Below are 24223 nucleotides of genomic sequence, written 5' to 3'. Positions count from 1 at the left end.
AAATCCCTCTTCGAATGGGCGGGCGCGGCGGGACATCCGCCCCGCTGCCCGCTGCCCGGCCGCGTGCGCGGCCGGGGTCTGGCGATAAAAAGGGTGGCTGCCACGCAACAGGCGGCCACCAAGGAACTCCGCTGCCGAAGGGTGAGATAGCAGCGGAGCGTGGAGACGGCCCTCAGCGCGCGAAGGCGCTGTCGGCGATGCTCATCAGGTTGGCGCTGCCGCTCTCGATCAGCGTGCGGTGCAGGGCGGCCCTGGGCAGCAGGCGCTGCAGGTAGAAGCGCGCGGTTTCCCGCTTGCCCTGGTAGAAGTCCGCTTCGCCGCTGCCGTTGGCCAGGGCCTGCTCGGCCTGGCAGGCAGCGCGCAGCCAGAGGTAGCCGAGCAGGGTGTAGCCGGCGAGCATCAGGTAGTCGAAGGCGCTGGCGCCGACCAGGTTGGCATCGCTGCCGCTGCGCTCGTGCAGCCAGGCGCTGACCTCGCGCCAGGCATTCACCTGTTCCAGCAGCGGGCGGACCAGCTCGGCCGGCGCCGCCGCGGTGCGGGTGAAGTCCTCGATCTCGGCGAGCAGCTCGGCGAGCGCCTCGCCGCCGTCGGCGAACACCTTGCGGGTGAGCAGGTCGAGGCCCTGGATGGTGTTGGTGCCCTCGTAGATCGAGGTGATGCGCACGTCGCGGGCGATCTGCTCCATGCCCCACTCGCGGATGAAGCCGTGGCCGCCGAACACCTGGATGCCCAGCTGCGCGGCCTCGTTGCCGGCCTCGCTGAGGATGCCCTTGGCGATCGGCGTGAGCAGCGCCAGGCGGCGGGCGGCGGCGGCGCGCGCCGCCGGCGTGACGGCGTGGTGCAGGCGGTCGACCTGCTGGGCGCAAGCATAGGTCAGCATGCGGCCGCCTTCGGCGTAGGCCTTCTGGGTCAGCAGCATGCGCCGCACGTCGGCATGGCCGATGATCGGGTCGGCCGGCAGCTCGGGGCGCAGGCGCGGGGTGGCGCGCATCTGCAGACGCTCGCGGGCGTAGGCCAGGGCGCCCTGGAAGGCCGTCTCGGCGTGCGCCTGGGCCTGCTGGGCCACGGCCAGGCGCGACTCGTTGATGAAGGTGAACATGGCGTTCAGGCCGCGATGGGCCTCGCCGAGCAGGTAGCCGCAGGCGTCGTCGAAGTTGAGCACGCAGGTGGGGTTGCCGTGCAGGCCCATCTTTTCCTCGATGGAGCCGCAGCTGACGCCGTTGGCAGCGCCGAGGCTGCCGTCGGCCTCGACGCGGATCTTCGGCACCACGAACAGCGAGATGCCCTTGACCCCGGCCGGGGCGCCGTCGATGCGGGCCAGCACCAGGTGGACGATGTTCTCGGTCAGGTCGTGCTCGCCGGCGGAGATGAACATCTTGCTGCCGCTGATCCGGTAGCTGCCGTCGGCCTGCGGCTCGGCGCGGGTGCGCAGCAGGCCGAGGTCGGAGCCGCAGTGCGGCTCGGTCAGGCACATGGTGCCGCTCCAGCGGCCCTCGATCAGCGCCGGCAGGAAGCGCTGGCGGAGCGCCTCGTCGGCGTGCTCGCTGATGGTGCTGGTGGCGCCGCCGGTGAGGTTGGGGAACTGGCTGAAGGCATGGTTGGCGCTGCACAGCAGCTCGTGGATCACGAAGCCCAGCGAGGGCGGCAGGCCCTGGCCGCCGTACTGCGGGTCCTTGTCGAGGCCGAGCCAGCCGTTGGCGGCGAACTGGCGGAAGGCCGCGGCAAACCCGGGTGGGGTGCTGACCCGACCGTCCTGCCAGCGGCAGCCGTGCTGGTCGCCGATCGCGTTGAGTGGCGCGAGTTGCTCTGCCGCAAACTTGGCGCCTTCCTCGACGATGGCGTCGAAGGTGGCCGGATCGAGGGCTTCGCAGCCGGCGAGTTGCTGGTAGTGGCTGCCGAGGTCGAGCAGTTCGTGGGCGACGAAGGCGATGTCGCGCAGGGGGGCCTGATAGCTGGGCATGCGGTTCTCCTGTGGATGAACGAGCGATGCGCCGTTGTAGCAAGCGGAAAGGCTCCGCAACGTCCAACCCCCCGGTGGAACGGGGGGTGGAATCGGGTCGAGGGGGAGGGTGGAGGTCAGTCCAGCAGGTCGAGTTCGCGCGCCGAGCGCAGGGCGCCGTCGCGGTCGACCACGTCGAGCTTGCGAAACAGGTGGTTGATGTGGGTCTTGACCGTGCTGAGGCTGATGAACAGCGCGTCGGCGATCTGCTGGTTGGTCTGCCCGCGCGCCATGCGCTGCAGCACGTCCAGCTCGCGGCGCGACAGCGGCACGATGAGCGCGCTGGCGGCCGTCTCCCTGCCCGCGAGCAGGCGGCGGAACAGCGCGTTGAGCCGCTCGCGCGGCGGCGCCGGTTCGACCAGGCCGAGCTGCGCGCGGGTCTGCGGCAGCAGCAGCTGGCGCAGGGATTCCAGCTGGTCGTCGCCCTCGTACTGCAGCAACTGGCCGAGGGCGTGGCGGCTGGCCAGCTGCAGGGCCTGCTCGAGGCTGCCGAGGGCCTCGGCATGGGCGCCGCGGTCCTGGGCGAGGCCGGCCTCGAGCAGCAGCACATCGAGCAGCAGGCGGTGGTTGCCCTGTGCCTGCACCTGTTCCCTGAGATCGGCAAGGATCTGCCCGGCCTTGGCGTGCTGCCCCAGGTGGCGCTGCACCCAGGCATAGGCCAGCCACTCCTCGGGCTGCAGATGCTCGCCGTAGTGGCGGAAGCACCAGTGCCATTCCTCGAGCCAGCCGAGGAGGAATTCCTGGTCGTCCTCGCGCACGGCCAGGCGTGCCCGCCAGGCGCCGGCCTGGCGGTAGAGGGTGAACAGCCGGTACTGGCTGGCCATGCGCCGCACCTCGTCCCAGCGCGTCCTGGCCTGGCGCGTCTCGCCCTGGGCCCAGTACAGGCAGGCCTGGTGGTGGAACACCCAGGCCAGGGCGGCGCAATGGGGGAAGTCCAGCGCCACCCGCTCGGCCTGGTCCAGGCACTGGCGGGCCTGCTCCAGCTGGTTGGCCTGCAGCAGGACCAGGCCCTTGCCCAGGTGCGGGAACAGCGCGTAGAAGCTCCCCGCGGTGCTGGCCTGCGGCTGGCTGTCCATGGCGAGGAAGCGCTGCCAGGCCGCCTCGCCACGGCCCTGGGCCAGTTCGATCTGGCCGAGCAGCAGCTGCGGGAGATTGGTGAAGCCGCTGAGGCCGAAGCCCTGCAGCTCGCCGAGGGCCAGCTCGGCCTCGCCGCGCGCCTCGTCCAGACGCCCGAGGGCGGCCAGGCAGCTGGCGCGGTCGAAGTGCAGCACCGAGCTGGCCGCGTTGTGCTGGGGAAAGCGCTGCAGGGCGCGGCCGGTCACCTCCAGGCCGTGCGCCAGGTTGCCTCCCAGGTAGGCCAGGCGGCTGCGCAGGAAGGCGATGGTCTGCTGCACCCGCTGCGGATGGCGAGGGGCGCCCTGGCGTCTGAGCAGCCCCTGCAGGCGGCGGATGCACTGGCAGGTCTGCGCCACGTCGTTGGTGACGATGATGGTGGAGGCCTCGGTGACCGCCAGGGTGAAACTGTCGCTGCCGGCATGCCCGGCGACCTCGCCGAGAAAGTCGACCAGCGCGTTGACCTGGCCCTCGCGCAGCAGGTCGAAGGCATGCCGGTCGACGATGCTCAGCACCGCATCGAGATCCCTGGCGCGGCCGAACTGGTAGATGGCCTCGGCGAAGCGGCGCTGCTCCAGCAGCCAGTTCGCCGCCTGGCGATGCAGCTGACGCAGGCGCTGCGGATCGCGCTGCTGCAGGCGCTGGTAGAGGCTGTTGCGCAGGACCGGGTGATAGCGGTACTCGCCGCGCTGGCCGGCGCGTTCCTCGATGAACAGGTCCAGACGGCGCAGCTGGCGGATCGCCTCGCCGGCCTCCGCACCGCCGTCGAGTTCGCCGGCCAGGGCGGCATCGAACACCTGTACCACCGACGTCCGCTCGAGGAAGCCGAGCAGTGCGGGCTTGAGGCGGCGCAGGCGTTCTTCCTCGAGGAACTGCCGGGCATGGGCGTAGGCCTGCCCGGTGATCGGTCGCAGGTCGGTGGGCGGCTGCCCGTTGGTCGCCGCCTCGCGGTAGGCGTCGAGCCAGAACAGCACGCCGCTGATCCAGCCTTCGCTGCCGGCGCGCAACTGGTAGACCGCGTCGGCGCTCAGGTGCACCTCGCGGGCGGCGGCCAGCTGGCGGGTTTCCTCGCTGTCCAGGGCCAGCTCGTGGGCGTCGATCAGCGTCAGCCGCGCGTCGCGGCGCAGGTGTGCCAGCGGCAGCCGTGGCGGTCCTTCGCTGGCGGCCAGCAGGAGCAGTGCCGGCGGCGGGAAGTGCAGCAGCTGCTCGAGGTACTGGCAGGCGGACGGCGAGCTGAGCAGCTGCAGGTCGTCGAGCAGCAGGGTCAGCGGTTCGCCGGCGCTTTCCAGGTACCGCTGGATCTCGCTCCACAGGCCCTCGGCATCCGCCGTCGCCCGGTGGTCCGCCGGCAAGCCGAGCGCCGCATGCAGATGGGTCAGCAGGCTCAGCGGCTGGTTCTCCGCCGGGGTCAGGCGCAGCCAGGCGCAGCGGCCGGACTGGGTGCGGGCGAACTGGCCGAGCAGGGTGCTCTTGCCATAGCCCAGCGGGGCCTGCAGCAGGGTGAAGCAGCCGGCCTCGGCCGAGCTGGCCAGCCGCTGCAGCAGGCGCGGACGGGCGAGGGCCTTCGCCGGCTCGGCGGGAGGACGCAACTGGTTGGGCTTGAGCGCGGGTAGAGCCATTGCGTGCGGATTCCTTGCAGGCAGCCAGTGGCCGGCACTGAGACGGTTTCGGCGCCCGGAACCTTGCGGCGAGCAGCAGCCCGGGCGTCCCCATGCTAGCCGAGCGGAGCCAGGCCGCGGGGGAAATTCGCTATCCGCCGTGGCGGGGCGCCTCCGTCCGAGCGGCGTCCGCCTGCCAGGTGTGAAACGGTATTTCTCGGCTGAAATGACATGTTGCAACTCTGCATTGCCGGCGGCGGTCCGGGTTGCCCGGGCGGGTACTTTTAATGGATGTAATCTATTGATTTAAAGCGAAAAAATAGTTTTTTCGACGACGCTGGCACCGATCTTGCTCCCTGCCTGGCAGGAATGAACCTGCGAGACGAGTCGACCATGTCAGCAAGCAGCAACAATCCGCGGCGCGACAGCGCCCGAATCGACATAGCGGATGCCCATGAGGCACTGTCCGCCTACCTGACCGAACGCATGGAAGGCGAGTGCGTCGTCATCGAGCGCAGCGAGCGCCTGTCCGGCGGTGCCATCCAGGAGAACTGGCTGCTGGAGGCCCGCGTGGGCGACCGGCGTCAGCGCTGGGTGCTGCGTACCGATGCGGCGTCGGCCGTGGCGGCGAGCATGAGTCGCGAACAGGAGTTTGCCGTGCTCAGTGCGGTTCACCGGGCCGGCGTGAAGGTGCCCAGGCCGCTGTGGTTGTGCCTGGATACGCAGGTGATCGGCAGGTGCTTCTTCGTCATGGAGGCGCTGGCCGGCACCGCCAGCGGCCATCGGCTGACCACCGATCGCGCGCTGGAGGAGCGGCGTGGCGCGCTTTGTGTGCAACTGGGCGAGAACCTCGCGCGCCTGCATCGGATCAGGCCGCCGCAGCCCGGTCTGGAGTTCCTGGCCGAGCCCGCGAGCGATCCCGCGCAGGCCAGCGTCGACCAGTACCGCCGTTTCCTCGACACCCTGCAGGAAGCCTATCCGGCGCTCGAGTGGGGCCTGCGCTGGTGCGAACTGAACAAGCCCGCGCCGCTCGCCCCCCGCCTGCTCCACCGCGACTACCGCACCGGCAACTACCTGGTGGCCGACGGCACCCTGACCGGCGTGCTGGACTGGGAGTTCGCCGGCTGGGGCGACCCGCGCGAAGACCTCGGCTGGTTCTCCGCCCGCTGCTGGCGTTTCGCCCGCCCGGATCTCGAGGCCGGCGGCATCGGCCAGCTGGAGGACTTCCTGGCCGGCTATCGCAGCGTCTCCGGGCAAGAGCTGACGGCCGGGGATCTGCTGTTCTGGCAGGTCCTCGCCCACCTGCGCTGGGCGGTGATCGCGCTCCAGCAGGCCCAACGTCATCTGTCCGGGCAGCAGCGCTCCCTGGAACTGGCGCTGACCGGGCGTCTGGTCCCGGAACTCGAATACGAAATCCTGGCGCTGACCTCCGGAGGTGAAGCATGAACCAGCCCGACGCCCGCGATCTGCTCGCCACCGCCCGCGATCTGCTGCTCAAGCAGCTGCTGCCGGCGCTGCCGGCGAGCCTGCACTACGAGGCGCGGATGATCACCAGCGCGATGGCCATCGCCACTCGCGAGATCGAGCTGGCGGCCGCCTGCACCCAGGCCGAGGTGGCCGCCCTGGCCCGCGTGCTGGACCTGCATGGCCAGGCCGAGTCGAGCCTGGCCGAGGCGCGTGCCCAGGTCGCCCGCAACATCCGCGCCGGGCTGTACGACGAGCGCGGCGCGGCCCGCGAGCGCCTGCTCGACGCCCTGCTGACGATCACCCGCGAGCAGCTGCGGATCAGCAATCCCAAGGTGGTGGCCCATGACTGAGTTCTCTTCGCGACCGCTGCGCCGGCGCCGTTGCTACCTGGTGCGCCACGGCCACGTCAGCTATTTCGATGCCGCCGGCCGGCCGCTCGACCCGCGCGGCGTGCCGCTGTCGGCCGAGGGCGTGCGCCAGGCGCGGGCGCTCGGCCAGGTCCTCGCCGACCTGCCGGTCGACCGCGCGGTGTGCTCGGACTATCCGCGCGCCCGGCAGACCCTCGATGAGCTGCTGGGCGGGCGCGGCCTGCCGGTCGAGGAACTGGCCGGTCTGCGCGAGATCCGCGCCGGCCGCCTGCGCGAGATCCCGGCCGAGGCCCTGCACGCGGAGGTCAGCCAGGCCTACCTGCTGGCCGATCAGGAGGGCGCGGCCTTCCTGCGCGGCGAGGCGTGGCGGCAGTTCCAGGGGCGGGTGCTGGAGACCTTCCACCAGCTGCTCGCCGAGCCGGAGTGGGAGACGGCGCTGGTGGTTAGCCACGACGCGGTCAACCGGATCCTGCTGGCCTGGGCGAGCGGCGCGGGGCTGCGCGGCCTCGCCGCCTTCGAACAGGACACCGCCTGCCTCAACGTGCTGGACATCGACATGGATGGGCCGCAGGTGGTGCGCGCCATCATCCGCGCGCAGAACTTCACCCCCTACGACCCGGCCAAGACGGGGATCCGGCAAACCGTGATGGAAAACCTGTTCGCTGCCATCGATCCGCGTGGCCTGCTCGCCTGAAGCCTTCTTCGGAACAAAAGGAACATCGACACATGAACTTCGCTCTCTCTGCCGAGCTGCTCGCGCTGCAGGCCAAGGTCCGGCGCTTCATCGCCGAAGAAATCCTGCCCATGGAAAACGATCCGCGGCAGACCGCGCACGGCCCCTCCGCGGAGCTGCGCCAGGAACTGGTGGAAAAGGCCCGCGCCCATGGCCTGCTGACCCCCCATGCCTCGCGGGAGATGGGCGGTCTGGGACTGAGCCACGCCGAGAAGGCGATCGTCTTCGAGGAGGCCGGCTATTCGCCGCTGGGGCCCATCGCCCTGAACATCCACGCCCCCGACGAAGGCAACATCCACCTGCTCGAGGTGGTGGCTACGCCGGCGCAGAAGGACCGCTGGCTGCGGCCGATGGTCCAGGGCCACATCCGTTCCTGCTTCGCGATGACCGAGCCGAGCCCGGGCGCCGGCTCCGATCCGTCGATGCTGACCACCACCGCGGTGCGCGACGGCAACGACTATGTCATCAACGGCCACAAGTGGTTCATCACCGGTGCCGAGGGCGCGCAGCTGGCGATCATCATGGCGCGCATGGAGGACGGCAGCGCGACCATGTTCCTCACCGACACCGACCGCCCGGGCTTCGTCCTCGAGCGCATGATGGATTCGCTCGACAGCTGCTTCGCCGGCGGCCATGGCGTGCTGCGCTTCGAGAACCTGCGCGTGCCGGCCAGCGATGTGCTCGGCGAGGTCGGCAAGGGCTTCCGCTACGCCCAGGTGCGCCTGGCGCCGGCTCGCCTGACCCACTGCATGCGCTGGCTTGGCCAGGCACGCCGTGCCCACGATACCGCCTGTGCCTACGCCAACAGTCGCCAGTCGTTCGGCAAGCCGCTGGGCGAGCACCAGGGGGTGGGGTTCATGCTCGCCGACAACGAGATGGACCTGCACGTCACCCGCCTGGCGATCTGGCACTGCGCCTGGGTGCTGGATCAGGGCGAGCGCGGCAATTTCGAGTCGAGCATGGCCAAGGTGATCAGCTCGGAAGGCATCTGGCGGGTGATCGACCGCTGCGTGCAGGTATTGGGGGGGCAGGGGGTCACCGGCGAGGCGATCGTCGAACGCATCTTCCGCGACGCACGCAGCTTCCGCATCTACGACGGTCCCAACGAGGTGCACCGCATGAGCCTGGCGAAGAAGATCCTCGACCGTGCCGCTGCGGCGCACGTCTGATCGGGGGAGGGCAGAGCATGCATATCGACAGTTACCAGGATCAGGTGGTGCTGATCACCGGGGCGGCCAGCGGCTTCGGCGAGCTGCTGGCTTGGCGTCTGGCCGGCATGGGTGCCAGGCTCGTGCTCGGCGACCGCAACGCGGCGGGCCTGGCGCGGGTGGCCGCCGAGTTGCACGAGGCCGGCGCCCAGGTGGTCGCCGCGGTCTGCGACGTGACCCGCGAGGCCGAGGTCAAGTCGCTGGTCGAGGCGGCGGTCACCCGCTTCGGGCGCCTCGACGTCGGCATCAACAACGCCGGTATCCTCACGCCGCTGAAGAGCTTCATCGACACCGACGAGGACGAGCTGGACCTCAGCTTCGCGGTCAACGCCAAGGGCGTGTTCTTCGGCATGAAGCACCAGATCCGCCAGATGCTCGCGCAGGGCGGCGGGGTGATCCTCAACGTCGCCTCGATGGCCGGTCTGGGCGGCGCGCCCAAGCTGGCGGCCTACGGCGCCGCCAAGCATGCGGTGGTGGGGCTGACCCGCACGGCGGCGGTCGAGTACGCCCGCCAGGGCATCCGCATCAATGCCGTGTGCCCGTTCTACAGCGCGACGCCGATGGTCACCGAGAGCGAGGTCGGCGAGAAGGAGCAGTTCCTCGCCCAGGGCTCGCCGATGAAGCGCCTCGGCACCCCCGCGGAGATCGTCAGCGTCATGCTGATGCTGTGCGCGCGGGAGAACGGCTACATGACCGGGCAGGCCGTCGCGGTGGACGGCGGGATATCGGCGTTTTGAAGCGCATGGACTGCTCCGCAACGGCCGTGCCGCCGACCGCCTGGTGGCGCGATTGCGCCTGGATCCTGCTCGGCAGCTCGCTGACCCTGGCGCTCGCGCTGGGCATGCTGTGGCTGAGTACCGGCCTGCTGGTCGGTCTGGGCCTCGTTCTCGGTGCGGTCGGCCGCGTGGCGCCGGTGGAGCAACGCGGCATGGCCATCGGCCTATTGTTCGATCGTACAGGCAGCTACGCCTTGGTCTGGCAGATCTGCATCGCTCTGAGCACGATGGCCGCGTTGCTTAACTGGCCGGTGCGAGAGCAGGCGGTGATGCGCTTGCGCGCCGAGGAGAGGCCGGCCTGACGGTGCAGGGCAGCACCTTTATTCGGCGCTATCGCATGCGATTATGGCATTCGCCTGTGGTTGAGGCCGAGAGGTGTGGAGCTGAATGAAACGGCGCCCGAGGAGTAGGCGCAGGCCACGCTCTGGAGGGCGCATATAAAAGCCACCCAGGAGCGTGAAGTCAAACTGGACAGCCTGGGTGGTCCTCTGGCTCTGCTGAACAAATATGTGGACTTTGCTGCCCTGGCAATCTGAGATTGTGCGCTGGACTCCCGGCCCAGCCGGGGCAGGGCGGTCGGCATCCCTACCCAACGGAGCTGATGACGCGCCTGCTGGTGTTCCAGCAGCTGTTCAACCTGTCCGATGAACAGGTGAGGTTCCACCCTGCATCTGGTGGATGCACTCGACCGGGACAACAGAAGCCGGGACTTCTGCGCGGATCGCGGCTATCACGACAGACCCAGAGAGGTCTGGCTCCCGCTGATTGGCTGGCGCGCCGGCCTGCAAGCCCTGCCGCGAGTTCAGGAGCCGGTGAGGCCGAACTGCAGCGGGCACCAGGCGGCTGGCTGCGGGCAGGTGCTCAGGGCGGCGGCGTCGATGTCGACCAGCAGCAGGCGGCGGCCGTTGTCGATGCACTGGCCGGCGGTCAGGCAGTACTGGTTGCTGGTGACGTCGCGGTAGGTGGGTGACAGGGTCAGTCGCCACTCGTCGAGACCCTCGGCCAGCAACTGGTGGAAGTACGGGCGCCACGACCAGTTGTGGCGCAGGTAGCTGGGATCCTCGTGCCAGCCCTCGCCCTGGCGGTCGAAGTTCGGGGTGATCTGCGCGCCGGTCCGGTCGCACTGGTAGATGCGCAGCAGCCACGGATACTCCTCGATCGGCGGCATGGCGCTGGCGCCGGCGCGACTTTCCGCCCATGGGCGCAGGCGGCCCATCAGCTCGCCGAGCTGGCGACGCAGTTCGATCAGGCGCGCACGCTCGGCCAGCTTGCCCTGGACGTAATGGTCGCGCAGGAGGGCGAAGTGGCGGGCAAAGGCGTCGGCGGCCGGGAACTGCGCCTGGCCGTCGGCAAACAGGAAACCCTGCACGTAGCGGGCGCCGCACTCCAGGGCAAAATCCAGCTCGGCTGCGCTCTCCACGCCCTCGGCGATGATCTGGCAGCCGGTCTTTTCCGCCATCTGCGCGAGCGCCTTGACCACCTCGCAGCTGGGGCCGCCGCGCGCGGCGTCCTTGAACAGACGCATGTCCAGCTTGAGGATGTCCGGCTGCAGGGCCAGCACGCGGTCGAGTTGCGAATAGCCGGCGCCGAAGTCGTCCACGGCGATGCGCGCGCCGGCCTGGCGGTATTGCGCCACGGCCGCCAGCAGGCGCGGGCTGTCGCCGTCGAGTTCGGTGATCTCGAAGACGATGCGCCGCGCATCGACCTGGTGCTGGTCGAGCTGGCGCAGGCTGGGCAGCGGCTGGTCGGGCTGCAGGCGGCTGATCCAGCGCGGCGAGATGTTCAGGCTGAGGAACCAGTCGCGCGGCGCCTGTTGCAGCTGGCGCAGGGCCTGGTCGCGTACCTGGCGGTCGAGGCGGCGCAGGGCGCTCTGGTTGGTTTGCGGACAGGCGAACAGCGGTCCGGCCGAGCGCAGACGGCCCTGGCTGTCGCGCAGGCGCGCGAGGGCCTCCACGCCGGCGATCAGGCCGGTGGCGGTATCGACAAAGGGTTGGAAGACGGCAAGCGGTTGGCCATCGAACACAACAGGCTCCAGCAGTGGCCCACTCGGGCGGTTGGCGAGGGTAAGCAAGAATGCGGCCAGCTTTCATGGGCAGTGACGTGATTTGCCTATGGTCGCGGTCATGCCCGATTTTGGTGCCTGCTCCGGGCGTGGCGGACCAGAGGCGCGGGTCAACGCCGCCGAGCCATCGGCGCGACGCGCGGTTATGGGGCCACGGTGACCGAGTTGAGGCATGGAGCCTGTGGCAGATGGCCTGCTGCCGAGACTACGGGTGCGATCTCGGCGGGTGGCCTGCGCCGAGTGCACATTTCTGTGTCATTCCGCCAGTTGATGGTGCGTATCGGCATGCTGCTTGCATCTGTTTGATGCGGGTGCGTCTTGGCCTGCCCGACCTTGGGGCAGGGCAATAACCGACAGGGTGTTGGCTTGCGCACTCAACCCCTTGATTTACAAGAACCAGCTACCAAAGCTGGCCTGACCGACCGGTGTTCCCAGGCTGACTGGTCTATCGTGACCAGTGCTTCCGGATGGTGCGCGCGCTCGCCAGTAGTGCGCGGAGGGCTGTCAGTGATCCGCTTTGGTGCCTTACTGCTTGTCAGAGGAGCGCGCTGCGCCGATGGAAAACCTCAATAGTGCCGTGGAAACCCTGATTCACGGCTCCAACACCCTGTTCATCCTGCTCGGGGCGGTCATGGTCCTGGCCATGCACGCCGGCTTTGCCTTCCTCGAGGTCGGCACCGTGCGGCAGAAGAACCAGGTCAACGCGCTGTCGAAGATCCTTGCCGATTTCGCGGTCTCGACGCTGGCCTACTTCTTCGTCGGCTACTGGATCGCCTACGGGGTGACCTTTCTCGAGCCGGCCAGCGTACTGAGCACCGACCACGGCTACGCGCTGGTGAAGTTCTTCTTCCTGCTGACCTTCGCCGCGGCGATTCCGGCGATCATCTCCGGCGGGATCGCCGAGCGCTCGAAGTTCGGCCCGCAGCTGTGCGCCACCGTGCTGATCGTCGCCTTCGTCTATCCGTTCTTCGAGGGGCTGATCTGGAACGGCAACTTCGGCGTGCAGGCCTGGCTGGAGGCGCGCTTCGGTGCCTCCTTCCACGACTTCGCCGGCTCGGTGGTGGTGCATGGGGTCGGTGGCTGGCTGGCGCTGGCGGCCGTGCTGCTGCTCGGCCACCGCAACGGCCGCTACCGCGACGGCAAGCTGGTGGCCTTCGCGCCGTCGAACATCCCGTTCCTGGCACTGGGCTCGTGGATCCTGATCGTCGGCTGGTTCGGCTTCAACGTGATGAGCGCGCAGACCTTGCAGGGCGTCAGCGGCCTGGTCGCGGTCAACTCGCTGCTGGCCATGGTCGGCGGTACCCTGGCGGCGCTGCTGGTCGGCCGCAACGACCCCGGCTTCCTGCACAACGGCCCGCTGGCCGGTCTGGTCGCGGTCTGCGCCGGTTCCGACCTGATGCACCCGATCGGTGCGCTGCTCACCGGGGCGATTGCCGGTGCACTGTTCGTCTGGGCCTTCACCGCCACCCAGAACCGCTGGAAGATCGACGACGTGCTCGGCGTCTGGCCGCTGCACGGTTTGTGCGGCGTGTGGGGCGGGGTTGCCTGCGGCATCTTCGGGCAGACGGCGCTCGGCGGGCTGGGCGGCGTCAGCCTGATGAGCCAGCTGGTTGGTACCCTCCTGGGCGTCGTCGTGGCGCTGCTCGGCGGTCTGGCGGTGTATGGACTGCTGAAGAACACCCTGGGCATTCGTCTGAGCCAGGAAGAGGAGTACTACGGTGCGGACCTGTCGATCCACAAGATCGGCGCCACCAGCCACGAATAAGCGCAGTTGCGCCAACGCAGAAGCCCGCTCTCGAGCGGGCTTCTGCGTTCATGGCGTGGGCAAGCTGAGCGCTATTCCCTTACTGGGTGCCGGCCAGCAGCCGGGCTTCGGCTCTTTCGATGGCGTCCAGCGGGCCGGTCAGCAGCAGGGCGTCGGCTTCGCGCAGCAGCGGATTGTCGGCCAGGGTCAGCTCGTCGCCGGCGCGGCGCACCGCCTGAAGCTCCACGCCCAGCTCGCTCAGGCGCAGCTCTTCCAGCGGGCGACCGCAGGCGTAGGCGTCGGCGCTCAGGTTGACCGCATGCAGCAGGATGCGCGGGCGGCCCTGCTGGTCGAGCAGGTTGGCGCTGGTACCGTGATAGAAGCCATGCAACAGGTGATAGCGGTCGAGGCGCACCTCGTCGATGCGCGCCTGCACCCGACGTTCCGGCAGGCCGAGCATCACGAGCGCATGGGAGGCCAGCATCAGGCTGGACTCCAGCACTTCCGGCACCACCTCGTTGGCCCCGGCTTCCTGCAGGCTGGCCAGGTGGCTGTCGTCGCGGGTGCGCACCAGGATCGGCAGGGTCGCCGACAGCTTGCGCGCCTGCTTGACCGTCTCCAGGGCATGCTCGGGGTTGTCGGCGGCCACCACCAGCAGGCGAGCACGACTGGCACCGAGGGCTTCCAGCAGCTCGCCGCGTCGCGAGTCGCCGTAGTGCACGCTGAGTTCGCCGGCGGCGGCTTCCTGCACGCGGATCGGGTCGTTGTCCAGGGCGACGAAGGGGATGCCTTCGCGGCGCAGGAAGCGGCCGATCGACTGGCCGACCCGGCCGAAGCCGCAGATCAGCACGTGCTGTTCGTGTTCCGCGCAGGCGCCGGCGATCTCCTCGGCACGGCCCTCGGCATGCGGGCGCTGGCTGAGGCGCGCGGCCATTTGCGGCGCGGCGCGCAGCAGCAGCGGGGTGACCGCCATCGAGCAGAAGGTGGCGGCGAGAATCAACCCGCTGAGGTGGGCCGGCAGCAGATCGACCTGCTGCGCCTGGGCGACCAGGGCAAAGCAGAACTCGCCGCCCTGGGCCAAGGTCAGGCCGCTGCGCCAGGCCGCCTCGTTGTCGCCGCCGCGCAGGCGCACCAGCAGCGCCACCAGGCTGCCCTTGATCAGCAGCAGAGCCAGGGTCATGGCGAGGATCAGCAGGCCGTGGGAGGCGAACAGGCTGACGTCGATCAGCATGCCGACGCTGACGAAGAACAGGCCGAGGAGGACGTCGCGGAACGGACGGATGTCGGCCTCGATCTGGTGGCGATAGTGGCTCTCGCCGAGCAGCATGCCGGCCAGGAAGGCGCCCAGCGCCATCGACAGGCCGAGCAGGTGGGTCAGCCAGGCGGTGAGCAGCACGATGACCAGCGCCAGCAGCACGAACAGTTCCGGGGCGTTGGCCTGCGCCACCTCGTGGAACAGCCGCGGCAGCAGCCAGCGGCTGGCCACCAGCAGGCCGGCGAACAGCAGCGCGGCCTTGCCCAGGGTGATCGGCAGCGCCCAGTACCAGGCCTGCTCGGAGCCGCCGGCGATCACCGGAATCATGGTCAGCAGCAGCACGGCGACCAGATCCTGGAACAGCAGCACGCCGATGGAGTTCTGGCCGTGCGAACTGAACACCTCGCCGAGGCTGCTCAGCTCCTTGGTGACGATGGCGGTGGACGACAGCGCCAGGCCGCCGCCGATCAGCAGCGCCGCCGGCAGGGCCAGCCCGGCCAGGTGCAGCAGGCCGGCCAGCGGCAGCGTGCAGACGATCACCTGCAGGCTGCCCAGACCGAACACCACCCGGCGCAGGGCCAGCATGCGCGGCAGGGAAAATTCCAGGCCGAGACTGAACAGCAGGAATACCACGCCGAACTCGGCGAGCAGCGGCATGTCCTCGTGGTGCTGCAGCCAGCCGAGGCTGCCGGGGCCGAGCGCCAGGCCGACGCTCATGTAGGCCAGCAGCGGCGGCAGCTTGAGGTGGCGAAACAGGGCGATGACCAGCAGCGAGGCGGCCAGGATGATCAGCAGATTGACGAACACCGATAATTCTCTAGAGACGGAAGGGGCGCGAATCCCCACAGAGTGCCCAATCCATGGCGCCAGCGTCCAGCGCGACCTAGGTCGGCTGGGCGCCATCGGGCGGTTGGCCTGCATGGTAGACTGCCGCCTCGCCCCTACACCATGAGCGATGTCATGCCGATCGATGTCACGTTGCCTGCCTGCCAGCTGTTCGGAACCCTCGGTTGCCACCTGTGCGAAGTGGCCGAGGAGGTCCTGATGCCTTTCGTCGGCCTGGGTCTTCAGGTGGAAGTGGTGGATATCGCCGAGCGCGAGGAGTGGGTCGAGGCCTACGGCCTGCGCATTCCCGTACTGCGTCGCCTGGACACTGGCGCCGAACTGGGCTGGCCGTTCGCGGCAGCCGACATCGCGCTGTTTCTGGGCCTGGTCCAGCCGGGGCAAGTCGAGGCATAAGGCAGCACCCGGCGGCCTGCGCCCGGGGAGTGACGCCGGCCGCCGGGTGCCGGTAACCGGGTCAGGCTTCGCAGCCTGCCGTGGCCAGCAGTCGTGGCAGGCTGCCGTCGGCTTCCATGCCGAGGATGATGTCGCAGCCGCCGACCAGCTCGCCGTTGACGAAGAGCTGCGGATAGGTCGGCCACTGGGAGATCTTCGGCAGCTTCTCGCGGATGTGCGGAGCGGTCAGCACGTTGACGAAGGCGAAGGGCTTGCCGATCTTGTGCAGCGCCCCCACCGCCGCGCGGGAAAAGCCGCACTCCGGCGCCTCGGGGGTGCCCTTCATGTAGAGGATCACCGGGTTGTCGGCGATCTGCTTGCGGATGCGGGTTTCAGTATCCAGTACCTGCATGATCTTTTCCTTTTCAGCCGTGGGCGGCGATGGACAGCGCCGCGCGGCGCGGCATTTTGCTCTTCTGGTCGCGACGCGCCTGCCAGGCTGCGTAGCCGCCGTCGAGGCTGTAGCTGTTGACGAAGCCACAGTCGCTGAAATAGCGCGCCATTTCCTGGCTGCTGCGCGGCTCGTCGCCACAGACGATCAGGTGCACCTGACGCGGTGTGAACTTGACCAGCGAGCGCAGGGTGGTGTCGCTGAGGTGGATGGCGCGCGGATCATGTCCCTGGCAGTAGGCACGCGCGTCGCGCATGTCCAGCAGCATCACGTTCTCCCCTCCGCTCAGCAAGGTCTCGGCGTGTTCGACGCTGATGCGCTTGAAGTCGCTCATAGCTCTTCTCCAAAACAGTCATGGTAGGTGGGGCAGTCTTCGCAGTTGGGCGAGCGGCAGACGTAGCCGCCGTCCTGTTCGCACAGCTGTTTGTAGAAAAACTTCTTCCAGCGCATGTTGTTCACGTTGCGGCCAGCGAGCTGGGGAAAGTTGTACTCCAGCAGTTCGCGCAGCTGCTCGCGCGAGCTCAGGCCGAGGTCATGCCATAGGTGGCCACCGCCCAGGCAGGCGGCGGCGACGATGCTGGCCAGCGCCGGTTCATGTGCATCAACGCCGCGCCGCGCACCGAGCAGCAGGTCGCGCAGTTCCTGCCACTCGTCGCGGCGCAGCTCCAGCAACTCGGCGCGCAGGGCATCGCATTCCCCGGCCAGCGCCGGAGCGCTAGGGTACTGTCGGGCCAGATTCGCAAAGTTGGCCTGGATCAAGGCCGCGTGAGTTTGCGCGTCCAGACCGAGATGCAGCGGCAGGCAGCTGTGGCCGTTGCGCTGGGCCAGGAGAATCCGCTCCAGCCACTCCACGTTGGGGCTGCGCCGGGCGGGCGCGCTGGCGGCGTCGCTGCGCTGCAGGGCCTGGGCGGTCATCGTCAGTTCTCCCGGGGCGGCTGGCAGGCGGCGTGGCCGTGGGCTTCGCGCGAGCAGCCGTCGCTGCCGCCCGCTGCTGCCTGCAGTTGCTGCTGCGCCGGCAGCAGCGCGTTGAGCGCGGCGAGATCGAAGCCGAGCAGGTGCGCCGCGTCCCACTGGATCAGCGGGCGTCGGATCAGCAGCGGCTCGGCCAGCAGCAGCGCCAGGGCTTGCTCGGCGCTCAGCTGCTGCGGGTCCACCGCGCCGGACTTGACCGCCGGCGCCGCACGGTTGAACCACTCGACCACCGGCCGCCCGGCGAAGAATGGCCGCAGGCGCTCGGCGCTCCACGGCTCGTCGAGCAGGCTGCGCACCTGCAGGTCGATGCCGGCCGCGCGCAGCAGCTGCTTCTGCCGGCTGTTGGTGGCGCAGCCGGTTTTCTCGTAGAAGACAACGGCAGTCATGGTGCGGCCCTCAGCGTGCCTGGATTTCGCGCATGGCCTCGGCGAGGCGCTCCGGCGGGATGCCGGTCAGCGAGCCGGCCGGATTGGCCGGGCTGCCGTCGGCGAGCAGGATGGCGCCCTCGATCGGACAGATGCTCGCGCACTGCTGCTCGGTGAAGTCGCCGTCGCACTCGGTGCACTTGTGCGCACTGATCTTGAAGTACGCACCTCCCGGGGAGATCGCCTCGCTCGGGCAGACGTCGACGCAGGCCCAGCAGTTGACACAGGATTCCACTATCTTCAGCGCCATCTTGTACCTCCACGAATCACTCGTACTGTCCGGATACCGCTTCAGGCATTGGCCCGCAGCGGCGTTTCGGCCTGCTCCAGGCGCCCGGCCATGAGCATTTCCTGATAGACCGCCAGCACCGCTTCCTCGATGGGCTCCATGGCGTGCTCGCCATTGGGCTGGATGCCGGCTTCCTCCAGCAGCCCCCACGGCTCGAATCCGATCTTCGAGCAGAGCACCGCCTCGCAGCCCTTGAGGGCGCGGATGCTGCCGGCCAGCGCGCTTTCCTTCTCGCCGCAGCTGTCGTTGCCGACGCAGTACTGATCGACCTTGCGGTGGCCGATGAAGCGCACGCCGTTGGCGGAGGCCTCGTAGACGAGAAACTCGGTGGCATGGCCGTAGTGCTGGTTGATCAGGCCGCCGCCGCTGGTGGCCACGGCCATCAGCACCGGGCGATGGGTCCTGCTGGACGGGGCGTCGAACCTGGGCACCGACAGGCTGGCCAGGCGGGCCTTCTTCGCCGCCTTCTCGTCGAGTTCTTCCTTGATCGCGGCGTGGATGGCGGCGCGCTTGACCATGGCCGCCGCGTAGTCGATGTCCATTTCCTCGATCTTGTCGATGGTGAACTCGTCGCCGCGGTCCTCGCCGAGCAGGCCGACCGCATCAGCGCGGCACTGGCGGCAGTGGCGCATCATGTTCATGTCGCCGGCACAGGCGTCCTGCAGGTCCTGCAGCTCCTCCGGCTCGGGGCTGCGTTGGCCCATCACACCGTAGAAGGTGCCATGCTCGGCTTCGGCGATCAGCGGCATGACGTTGTGCAGGAAGGCGCCCTTGGACTTGACGATCTTGCTGACTTCCTTGAGGTGCTCGTCGTTGACCCCGGGGATCAGCACCGAGTTGACCTTCACCAGGATGCCGCGCTCGATCAGCATCTCCAGGCCTTTCTGCTGGCGCTCGATGAGGATCTTCGCTGCCTTGACGCCGCGGATGCGCTTGTTGTTCCAGTAGATCCACGGGTAGATCTTGGCGCCGATTTCCGGATCCACGCAGTTGATGGTGATGGTCACGTGGTCGATGTTGTGCTTGGCCAGCTCGTCCACGCAGTCCGGCAGCGCCAGGCCATTGGTGGAAACGCACAGCTTGATGTCCGGCGCCTCCTCGCTGAGCATGCGGAAGGTCTCGAAAGTGCGCTGCGGGTTGGCCAGCGGATCGCCGGGGCCGGCGATGCCGAGCACGGTCATCTGCGGGATGGTCGCCGCCACCGCCTTGACCTTCCTCACCGCCTGCAGCGGATCGAGCACCTCGGAGACCACGCCGGGGCGCGACTCGTTGGCGCAGTCGTACTTGCGGTTGCAGTAGTGGCACTGGATGTTGCAGGCCGGCGCCACCGCCACGTGCATGCGCGCGAAGTAGTGGTGGGCATCCTCGGAATAGCAGGGATGGTTGTGCACCTTCTCGCGGATGTGTTCCGGCAGCTGGGAAAGCTGATCGTCCGTGCTGCCGCAGGATCCAGAGGAGCAACCGCCAGCACTGTGCTGCTCCGCATCGTTTTGCCCAAGTACGCTCAGTTCCATGGTCGGTCTCCGGGAAAGAGAAAGTCACCAGAGATTGAGCAATCCCCGTGCCCAATCAACAAGCTGTTGTTTTAAAAGGATTTACTGGTTTCCGTCGGCTGCGTTTTGTCGGGCAGCCGACAACCCGCGGCGTTCGGGCGGCGGGAGCGTGTCGGACATGCGACAAAGCGCTGCGCCATCGCTGGGCAGCAACCAGCCGCCGCGCGAGGCGGTGGCCGGTCGATGGTCGGGGGAGGCGGGAGGAGGGGCGTCGGCGGCGGCTGGGCACCGCCGCGCGGGATCAGATCTTGCGCATGTGGATGTTCAGGGTCTGGATGCGGTAGGCGATCTGCCGCGGGGTCATGCCCAGCAGGCGCGCGGCCTTGGCCTGCACCCAGCCGGCCTGCTCCAGGGCGGCGACCACCCGCTCGCGGTCGTCCAGCGCCTCGTCGGCCAGGTCGACCTCGGGCAGCGGGGCGAGCGGCTGGCTGTCGTGGTCGAGGCCGCTCAGCGACACCACGTCGCGGCTGATGCTGCCGTCCTCGCTCATGATCGCCGAGCGCTCCAGGCAGTTCTCCAGCTCGCGCACGTTGCCCGGCCAGCGGTGGCTCATCAGCAGGCGGATGGCGCTGTCGGTGATCGACAGCTTGCGGCCCTGCTGGCGACCGATCTTGGCGAGCAGGAATTCGGCCAGATCGGGAATGTCGGCGCTGCGCTCGCGCAGTGGCGGAATGCGGATGGCCATGACGTTGAGGCGGTAGTAGAGGTCCTCGCGGAACTTGCCCTTTTCCACCTCGCTCTCCAGGTCGCGGTTGGTGGCGGCGACGATGCGCACGTTGACCCGCACCGTCTGGTTGCCGCCGACCCGCTCGAACTCGCCCTCCTGCAGCACGCGCAGCAGCTTGGCCTGGAACATCGGCGAAATCTCGCCGATCTCGTCGAGGAACAGGGTGCCGCCGTCGGCCTGTTCGAAGCGTCCCTTGCGCTGCTTGACCGCGCCGGTGAAGGCACCTTTCTCGTGGCCGAACAGTTCCGACTCGAGCAGGGTTTCCGGCAGCGCGGCGCAGTTCAGGCGCACGAACGGCTGGTGGGCGCGCGGCGAGTTGTAGTGGATGGCGCTGGCGATCAGCTCCTTGCCGGTGCCGGACTCGCCGAGCACCAGCACCGTGCTGTCCCACTTGCCGACCCGGCGCACCTGGTCGAACACCCGGCGCATCGACGGCGTGTGGCCGACCACCATGTTCTCGAAGCCGTACTTGCCGCGCACCTCACGGCGCAGCTCGTCGCGCTCGTTGGCCACCTCGCGGCTGTCCTCGATGTTCACTACCAGGCGCACGGTCTGCGCCAGCAGGTTGGCGACGATCTCCATGAAGCGCGCGCGGTCGGGCAGCAGCTCGTCGGCGCGGCTGCCCGGCTGGGCGGCCAGCACGCCGATGATGTTGCCTTCGTGGGTCTTGATCGGCACGGCGATGAACGGCAGCTCCAGGTCGTAGAGCGCCAGGCGGTCGAGAAAGCGCGGTTCCGACGAGATGCGACCGAGCACCACGCTGTTGCCGTGCTTGAAGATGTTGCCGATCACGCCCTCGCCGATCCGGTAGCGTACTGACTCGCAGGCGCTGACCACCGCTTCGGAGTCGCTGTGGATGGCGCCGACCTGCAGGGCGCTGTGCCCGGAGTCGGAAATCGACACCAGACCGTGCAGCAGACCGAGATCGTTGTGCAGTACGGCGAGGATCTGGGCGAGGATGTCCTCGATCTGCTGCACCCGGCTGAGGGTGCGGGAAATGCGGGCCAGGGCCTGCAGCTGACTGTCGTAGAGATCGGGGCGCGACGTCGGCGCGGGGCGCTGAGCGAGCTGGGTATTCATCGGCTTGCGCTCCATGGGTCAACTGGCGGTGAAGGGAAGTTCGACCACCACCCGGCAACCCTGCTGGTAGCTGGTGTCGATGTGCACGGTGCCGGCATGTTCGCTGACGATCTCCTGGACCATGGCCAGGCCCATGCCGTGGCCGGCGCTATGCGGCGGCTTGGTGCTGAAGAACGGCTCGAACACCTTGAGCACCAGCTCGGCGGCGATCCCCGGGCCGCTGTCGGTGATTTCCATGCGTACCACCTGCTGGTTCTCCACCCGGGTACTGATGAACAGTTCGCGGCGGCTGACCTGGCTGTGGTCGATCGCCTCGATGGCGTTCATCAGCAGCTGCTTGATCATGCTGCGCAGGCGGCTTTCCGCGCCCATCACCCAGGGCAGGCGCAGCGCCGGCTGCCAGTCGACGACGATGCCCTGGGCCAGCAGGCTGTCGGTGCACAGGGTGACCACTTCGCGGATCAGCTGGTTGAGGTTGACCGGCATCTTGGCCTCGGCCAGACGCACCGGCATGGCGCCGCCGAGGCTGTCCAGCGCCTCCAGGCCGGCCGTGCTGGCCTCGCGCATGGCCGCCACCACTGGGTCGTTCTCGGCCTGCGCGCCAAGGCGCCGCTCGAGCATGCGCAGCGCCGCGCTGATCAGGTTGACCGGCCCCTGCAGGCGATGGATGGCGCCGTTGAAGGTTTCGCGCATGCCGTCGAGCAGTTCCTCCTCGGCCATCAGCGCCTTGAGCGCATTGAGCCGCGAGTCCTGCTGCTTTTGGCGCAGCTCGGAGATGTCATTGATGGTTAGCAGCAGGTAACGCTCCTCGCCGGGCGAGAAGAACACCTGGGCACGCTCGTCCTCGATATGGATGGCCATGCCGTGGCAGGACAGCCAGCGCGGCGCGTGGCCACCAAGGTCGAAGGGGATTTCCTTGCCGGAGAAGGCGCGGCCGTGTTCCTCCAGGGCCGAGAAGGGCATGGCGAGGTTTTCCCGCAGCAGCGCCACAAGGCTTTCGCCGCTGCCGTCGCTGGTCAGCTCGCGCGCCAGACGGGCGAAGCTCGGGTTGGACAGCTCGATGCGCTGTTCGCGGTCGAGCACCACCATCGCCGCCGGGGCGGCGCTGACCACCGCCTCGATCATCAGGCGCTGGTTGCTGACCCGCTGCTCCAGCTCGTGCAGGTCGCTGCTGTCGCGGTGCATGCCCAGGTAGTAGTGGGTTTGCCCGCATTCGTCGAACACCGGCGCCACGGTCAGCTCGGCCAGGTACAGGCTGCCGTCCTTGCGCCGGTTGACCAGCACGCCGGACCACGGCTTCTTCTGTGCCAGCCGACTCCACAGCGCCTGGTAGACCAGGCGCGGCGTGGTGCCGTTGGACAGCAGGGATTCGTTCTTGCCGATCACTTCCTCGCGGCTGTAACCGGTGATGCTGCTGAAGGCCCGGTTGGCATACAGGATGTTGGCCTTGAGGTCGGTGATGGAAATGGCGATGGGCGCGTGTTCCGCCATCTGCCGGAATGCCTCGGGTAACAGCTCCTCGCTGGCGGCGGGGGCCACTGGCGTCTCGTTGCTGCGGGTCGGAATGCCCTGGGTCATGCGCTTTGCCTCTTCAATCCACGGAGAACCAGCGAACGCGAAACTCACCTGCGGCACGCCCACGCCACGGCAGCGACAAAGGCACAGCAGGTGTAGGGACTTGTGCAAACACTGTGCCGCCGAAAAAAGCCGCTCTTGAAGCCACTCCGGCGCGGCAAACCGGCTTGGCAGAGCGGTTTTGCCGCGGTTGGCCGGTATTTTCTGTGTGAAAACCCACGCGGGGCCCGGCAATCGCCGCGGTTGTCTGTCGCAAAGCCGACAAAGGTCCACGGCAGAGGGCCGGCCAGCGCCGATTTGTCTGCAGAGCCGTTGATCTGGATCAAGCTTTTCGGGGCCTGGGCGGCCGGATCGCCGCTGTGCGGGGCCATGGCACGCTTGCTGCAGAAACACCCTGCAAAGGTGAGTGCCCGACAAGGGGGCACACCAGAGTCAACCGAGTGGGGTGGGGCAATGGACTATCTGTTGTTTCTGATCGGCACCGTGCTGGTCAATAACGTGGTGCTGGCGCGCTTTCTCGGCCTGTGCCCGTTCATGGGCGTGTCCGGCAAGCTCGATCCGTCGATCGGCATGGGCGTGGCCACCACCCTGGTGATGACCCTCGGCGGCATCAGCAGCTGGCTGCTCGAGCACTACGTGCTGCTGCCGCTGGGCATCGGCTTCCTGCGCATCCTCGCCTACATCGTGGTGATCGCCGCGATGGTGCAGCTGATCGAGATGATCATCCGCAAGGCCAGCCCGGAGCTGTACCGCGCGCTGGGCATCTACCTGCCGCTGATCACCACCAACTGCGCGGTGCTCGGCGTGCCGCTGATCAGTGTGCGCGAAGGCCACGACCTGCTGCAGGCCGCGCTGTTCGGCTTCGGCTCGGCCGTCGGCTTCACCCTGGTCATGGCCATCTTCGCCGGCCTGCGCGAGCGCCTGGCGCTGGCCAGCGTGCCGGCGGCGTTTTCCGGCCCGCCGATCGCCTTCGTCACCGCCGGCCTGCTGGCGCTGGCGTTCATGGGCTTCGGCGGCCTGATCTGACCTGCAACTGCGATGGCCGGCAGTTGCCGGCGAGGAGAGCGAGATGCTGATGGCAACCCTGGCCCTGGCGGTGATGGGCCTGCTGCTGGGTAGCGGCCTGGGCCTGGCGGCGCGCAAGTTCGCGGTCAGCGACGACAACCCGCTGCTCAAGGAAATCGAAGGGCTGATGCCCGGCAGCCAGTGCGGCCAGTGCGGCTTCCCCGGTTGCGGCCCGGCCGCCAGCGCGCTGGTCGAAGGCCAGGCCGCCGTCACCTGCTGCCCGCCCGGCGGCGTGGCCCTGGCCGAGAAGCTCGCCGAACTGCTCGGCGTGACCTTGGACGCCGGACAGATGAGCGCGCCGCTGCTGGCGCGGATCGACGCGGCGCAGTGCACCGGCTGCACCCGCTGCTACCGCGCCTGCCCGACCGACGCCATCGTCGGCGCCAGCGGGCAGATCCACAGCGTGCTGCGGGACGCCTGCACCGGTTGCGCCCGGTGTCAGGAAGCCTGCCCGGAGGATTGCGTGGCCCTCGTCACGCAGGCGCCGACCCTGGACACCTGGCGCTGGAGCAAGCCCCAGGCGGTCTGAATCGATCACGGAGCAT

At 68.6% G+C, this 24223-nt stretch carries 21 protein-coding genes and 1 pseudogene; 10 read left to right on the top strand and 12 right to left on the bottom strand.

Annotated features, from left to right (window positions below; genetic code table 11):
• Window positions 1-172: 172 nt before the first annotated feature.
• Window positions 173-1960 carry an acyl-CoA dehydrogenase C-terminal domain-containing protein gene (locus BMZ19_RS18735; RefSeq protein ID WP_090313108.1) on the bottom strand — a complete coding sequence of 596 codons (1788 nt, stop codon included), beginning with the start codon at window positions 1958-1960 and terminating at the stop codon, window positions 173-175.
• Between the two features lie 116 nt (window positions 1961-2076).
• Complete coding sequence (locus tag BMZ19_RS18730) at window positions 2077-4731, bottom strand: winged helix-turn-helix domain-containing protein (RefSeq protein WP_090313107.1); 2655 nt, start codon at window positions 4729-4731, stop codon at window positions 2077-2079.
• 372 nt (window positions 4732-5103) lie between these two features.
• On the opposite strand from BMZ19_RS18730, the gene BMZ19_RS18725 reads away from it, so the two are divergent.
• The 6 genes and pseudogenes from BMZ19_RS18725 to BMZ19_RS22275 form a co-directional block, all read left to right on the top strand.
• Window positions 5104-6156, top strand: a complete 1053-nt coding sequence (locus tag BMZ19_RS18725; protein ID WP_090313106.1) for a phosphotransferase family protein — start codon at window positions 5104-5106, stop codon at window positions 6154-6156.
• Entirely contained in the window at window positions 6153-6527 is a 375-nt protein-coding gene (locus BMZ19_RS18720) for a DUF6285 domain-containing protein (protein WP_090313105.1), read from the top strand. Before BMZ19_RS18725 ends, BMZ19_RS18720 begins: the two co-directional genes overlap by 4 nt.
• On the top strand, window positions 6520-7239 hold the full coding sequence (locus tag BMZ19_RS18715; protein WP_090313104.1) for a histidine phosphatase family protein: 720 nt from the start codon (window positions 6520-6522) through the stop codon (window positions 7237-7239). The genes BMZ19_RS18720 and BMZ19_RS18715 overlap by 8 nt, the downstream gene beginning before the upstream one ends.
• A 32-nt stretch (window positions 7240-7271) precedes the next feature.
• Window positions 7272-8447 (top strand): acyl-CoA dehydrogenase family protein, encoded by a 1176-nt coding sequence (locus tag BMZ19_RS18710; protein WP_090313103.1) that lies wholly within the window; start codon window positions 7272-7274, stop codon window positions 8445-8447.
• Window positions 8448-8464: 17 nt separating this feature from the next.
• The gene (locus BMZ19_RS18705; RefSeq protein ID WP_090313102.1) at window positions 8465-9223 is read left to right on the top strand and encodes an SDR family NAD(P)-dependent oxidoreductase; all 759 of its coding nucleotides are present in this window, start codon (window positions 8465-8467) and stop codon (window positions 9221-9223) included.
• Between the two features lie 200 nt (window positions 9224-9423).
• Window positions 9424-9564, top strand: a pseudogene (locus BMZ19_RS22275) (MFS transporter); the annotation flags it as partial.
• A 500-nt stretch (window positions 9565-10064) separates the two neighbouring features.
• Here BMZ19_RS22275 and BMZ19_RS18690 read toward each other — a convergent pair.
• Window positions 10065-11285 (bottom strand): EAL domain-containing protein, encoded by a 1221-nt coding sequence (locus BMZ19_RS18690; RefSeq protein ID WP_090313100.1) that lies wholly within the window; start codon window positions 11283-11285, stop codon window positions 10065-10067.
• A gap of 595 nt (window positions 11286-11880) precedes the next feature.
• Here BMZ19_RS18690 and BMZ19_RS18685 point away from each other — a divergent pair.
• The gene (locus BMZ19_RS18685) at window positions 11881-13089 is read left to right on the top strand and encodes an ammonium transporter (protein ID WP_090313099.1); all 1209 of its coding nucleotides are present in this window, start codon (window positions 11881-11883) and stop codon (window positions 13087-13089) included.
• A gap of 79 nt (window positions 13090-13168) precedes the next feature.
• On the opposite strand, the gene BMZ19_RS18680 is transcribed toward BMZ19_RS18685, so the two are convergent.
• Window positions 13169-15130: a cation:proton antiporter gene (locus BMZ19_RS18680; RefSeq protein ID WP_090313098.1), complete on the bottom strand. Its 1962-nt coding sequence runs from the start codon at window positions 15128-15130 to the stop codon at window positions 13169-13171.
• Between the two features lie 153 nt (window positions 15131-15283).
• Here BMZ19_RS18680 and BMZ19_RS18675 point away from each other — a divergent pair, with 153 nt between their 5' ends.
• On the top strand, window positions 15284-15562 hold the full coding sequence (locus BMZ19_RS18675; RefSeq protein WP_244517275.1) for a glutaredoxin family protein: 279 nt from the start codon (window positions 15284-15286) through the stop codon (window positions 15560-15562).
• A 61-nt stretch (window positions 15563-15623) separates the two neighbouring features.
• Here BMZ19_RS18675 and grxD read toward each other — a convergent pair whose 3' ends face one another.
• The 8 genes from grxD to nifL form a co-directional block, all read right to left on the bottom strand.
• Complete coding sequence (gene grxD / locus BMZ19_RS18670; protein WP_090313096.1) at window positions 15624-15953, bottom strand: Grx4 family monothiol glutaredoxin; 330 nt, start codon at window positions 15951-15953, stop codon at window positions 15624-15626.
• A 13-nt stretch (window positions 15954-15966) separates the two neighbouring features.
• Window positions 15967-16326 (bottom strand): rhodanese-like domain-containing protein, encoded by a 360-nt coding sequence (locus BMZ19_RS18665; protein ID WP_090313095.1) that lies wholly within the window; start codon window positions 16324-16326, stop codon window positions 15967-15969.
• A complete protein-coding gene (locus BMZ19_RS18660; protein ID WP_090313094.1) occupies window positions 16323-16907 on the bottom strand; it encodes a nitrogen fixation protein NifQ in 585 nt (194 codons plus the stop codon). The genes BMZ19_RS18665 and BMZ19_RS18660 overlap by 4 nt, the downstream gene beginning before the upstream one ends.
• 2 nt (window positions 16908-16909) lie before the next feature.
• Entirely contained in the window at window positions 16910-17350 is a 441-nt protein-coding gene (locus BMZ19_RS18655; protein WP_090313093.1) for an ArsC/Spx/MgsR family protein, read from the bottom strand.
• Window positions 17351-17360: 10 nt separating this feature from the next.
• Complete coding sequence (locus BMZ19_RS18650) at window positions 17361-17639, bottom strand: 4Fe-4S binding protein (protein ID WP_090313092.1); 279 nt, start codon at window positions 17637-17639, stop codon at window positions 17361-17363.
• A 41-nt stretch (window positions 17640-17680) separates the two neighbouring features.
• Entirely contained in the window at window positions 17681-19192 is a 1512-nt protein-coding gene (nifB, locus tag BMZ19_RS18645; RefSeq protein ID WP_090313091.1) for a nitrogenase cofactor biosynthesis protein NifB, read from the bottom strand.
• Window positions 19193-19472: 280 nt separating this feature from the next.
• Complete coding sequence (gene nifA, locus BMZ19_RS18640; RefSeq protein ID WP_090313090.1) at window positions 19473-21038, bottom strand: nif-specific transcriptional activator NifA; 1566 nt, start codon at window positions 21036-21038, stop codon at window positions 19473-19475.
• Window positions 21039-21056: 18 nt separating this feature from the next.
• Complete coding sequence (gene nifL / locus BMZ19_RS18635; RefSeq protein ID WP_090313089.1) at window positions 21057-22616, bottom strand: nitrogen fixation negative regulator NifL; 1560 nt, start codon at window positions 22614-22616, stop codon at window positions 21057-21059.
• Between the two features lie 450 nt (window positions 22617-23066).
• Here nifL and rsxA point away from each other — a divergent pair, with 450 nt between their 5' ends.
• Window positions 23067-23639 carry an electron transport complex subunit RsxA gene (rsxA, locus tag BMZ19_RS18630; RefSeq protein ID WP_090313088.1) on the top strand — a complete coding sequence of 191 codons (573 nt, stop codon included), beginning with the start codon at window positions 23067-23069 and terminating at the stop codon, window positions 23637-23639.
• Between the two features lie 43 nt (window positions 23640-23682).
• Window positions 23683-24207: an RnfABCDGE type electron transport complex subunit B gene (locus tag BMZ19_RS18625; protein WP_090313087.1), complete on the top strand. Its 525-nt coding sequence runs from the start codon at window positions 23683-23685 to the stop codon at window positions 24205-24207.
• Window positions 24208-24223: the final 16 nt, after the last annotated feature.

The sequence above is a fragment of the Pseudomonas linyingensis genome, assembly GCF_900109175.1.
Lineage (GTDB): Bacteria > Pseudomonadota > Gammaproteobacteria > Pseudomonadales > Pseudomonadaceae > Geopseudomonas > Geopseudomonas linyingensis.
Note: the sequence above shows the minus strand (reverse complement) of the source record. Positions and strands in the feature narration are given on the sequence as shown.

Coding starts and splice junctions, on each gene's coding strand:
- BMZ19_RS18735 (WP_090313108.1), bottom strand. CDS start 1,960: ATGCCCAGCTATCAGGCCCCCCTGCGCGACATCGCCTTCGTCGCCCAC.
- BMZ19_RS18730 (WP_090313107.1), bottom strand. CDS start 4,731: ATGGCTCTACCCGCGCTCAAGCCCAACCAGTTGCGTCCTCCCGCCGAG.
- BMZ19_RS18725 (WP_090313106.1), top strand. CDS start 5,104: ATGTCAGCAAGCAGCAACAATCCGCGGCGCGACAGCGCCCGAATCGAC.
- BMZ19_RS18720 (WP_090313105.1), top strand. CDS start 6,153: ATGAACCAGCCCGACGCCCGCGATCTGCTCGCCACCGCCCGCGATCTG.
- BMZ19_RS18715 (WP_090313104.1), top strand. CDS start 6,520: ATGACTGAGTTCTCTTCGCGACCGCTGCGCCGGCGCCGTTGCTACCTG.
- BMZ19_RS18710 (WP_090313103.1), top strand. CDS start 7,272: ATGAACTTCGCTCTCTCTGCCGAGCTGCTCGCGCTGCAGGCCAAGGTC.
- BMZ19_RS18705 (WP_090313102.1), top strand. CDS start 8,465: ATGCATATCGACAGTTACCAGGATCAGGTGGTGCTGATCACCGGGGCG.
- BMZ19_RS18685 (WP_090313099.1), top strand. CDS start 11,881: ATGGAAAACCTCAATAGTGCCGTGGAAACCCTGATTCACGGCTCCAAC.
- BMZ19_RS18675 (WP_244517275.1), top strand. CDS start 15,284: ATGCCGATCGATGTCACGTTGCCTGCCTGCCAGCTGTTCGGAACCCTC.
- grxD (WP_090313096.1), bottom strand. CDS start 15,953: ATGCAGGTACTGGATACTGAAACCCGCATCCGCAAGCAGATCGCCGAC.
- BMZ19_RS18665 (WP_090313095.1), bottom strand. CDS start 16,326: ATGAGCGACTTCAAGCGCATCAGCGTCGAACACGCCGAGACCTTGCTG.
- BMZ19_RS18660 (WP_090313094.1), bottom strand. CDS start 16,907: ATGACCGCCCAGGCCCTGCAGCGCAGCGACGCCGCCAGCGCGCCCGCC.
- BMZ19_RS18655 (WP_090313093.1), bottom strand. CDS start 17,350: ATGACTGCCGTTGTCTTCTACGAGAAAACCGGCTGCGCCACCAACAGC.
- BMZ19_RS18650 (WP_090313092.1), bottom strand. CDS start 17,639: ATGGCGCTGAAGATAGTGGAATCCTGTGTCAACTGCTGGGCCTGCGTC.
- nifB (WP_090313091.1), bottom strand. CDS start 19,192: ATGGAACTGAGCGTACTTGGGCAAAACGATGCGGAGCAGCACAGTGCT.
- nifA (WP_090313090.1), bottom strand. CDS start 21,038: ATGAATACCCAGCTCGCTCAGCGCCCCGCGCCGACGTCGCGCCCCGAT.
- nifL (WP_090313089.1), bottom strand. CDS start 22,616: ATGACCCAGGGCATTCCGACCCGCAGCAACGAGACGCCAGTGGCCCCC.
- rsxA (WP_090313088.1), top strand. CDS start 23,067: ATGGACTATCTGTTGTTTCTGATCGGCACCGTGCTGGTCAATAACGTG.
- BMZ19_RS18625 (WP_090313087.1), top strand. CDS start 23,683: ATGCTGATGGCAACCCTGGCCCTGGCGGTGATGGGCCTGCTGCTGGGT.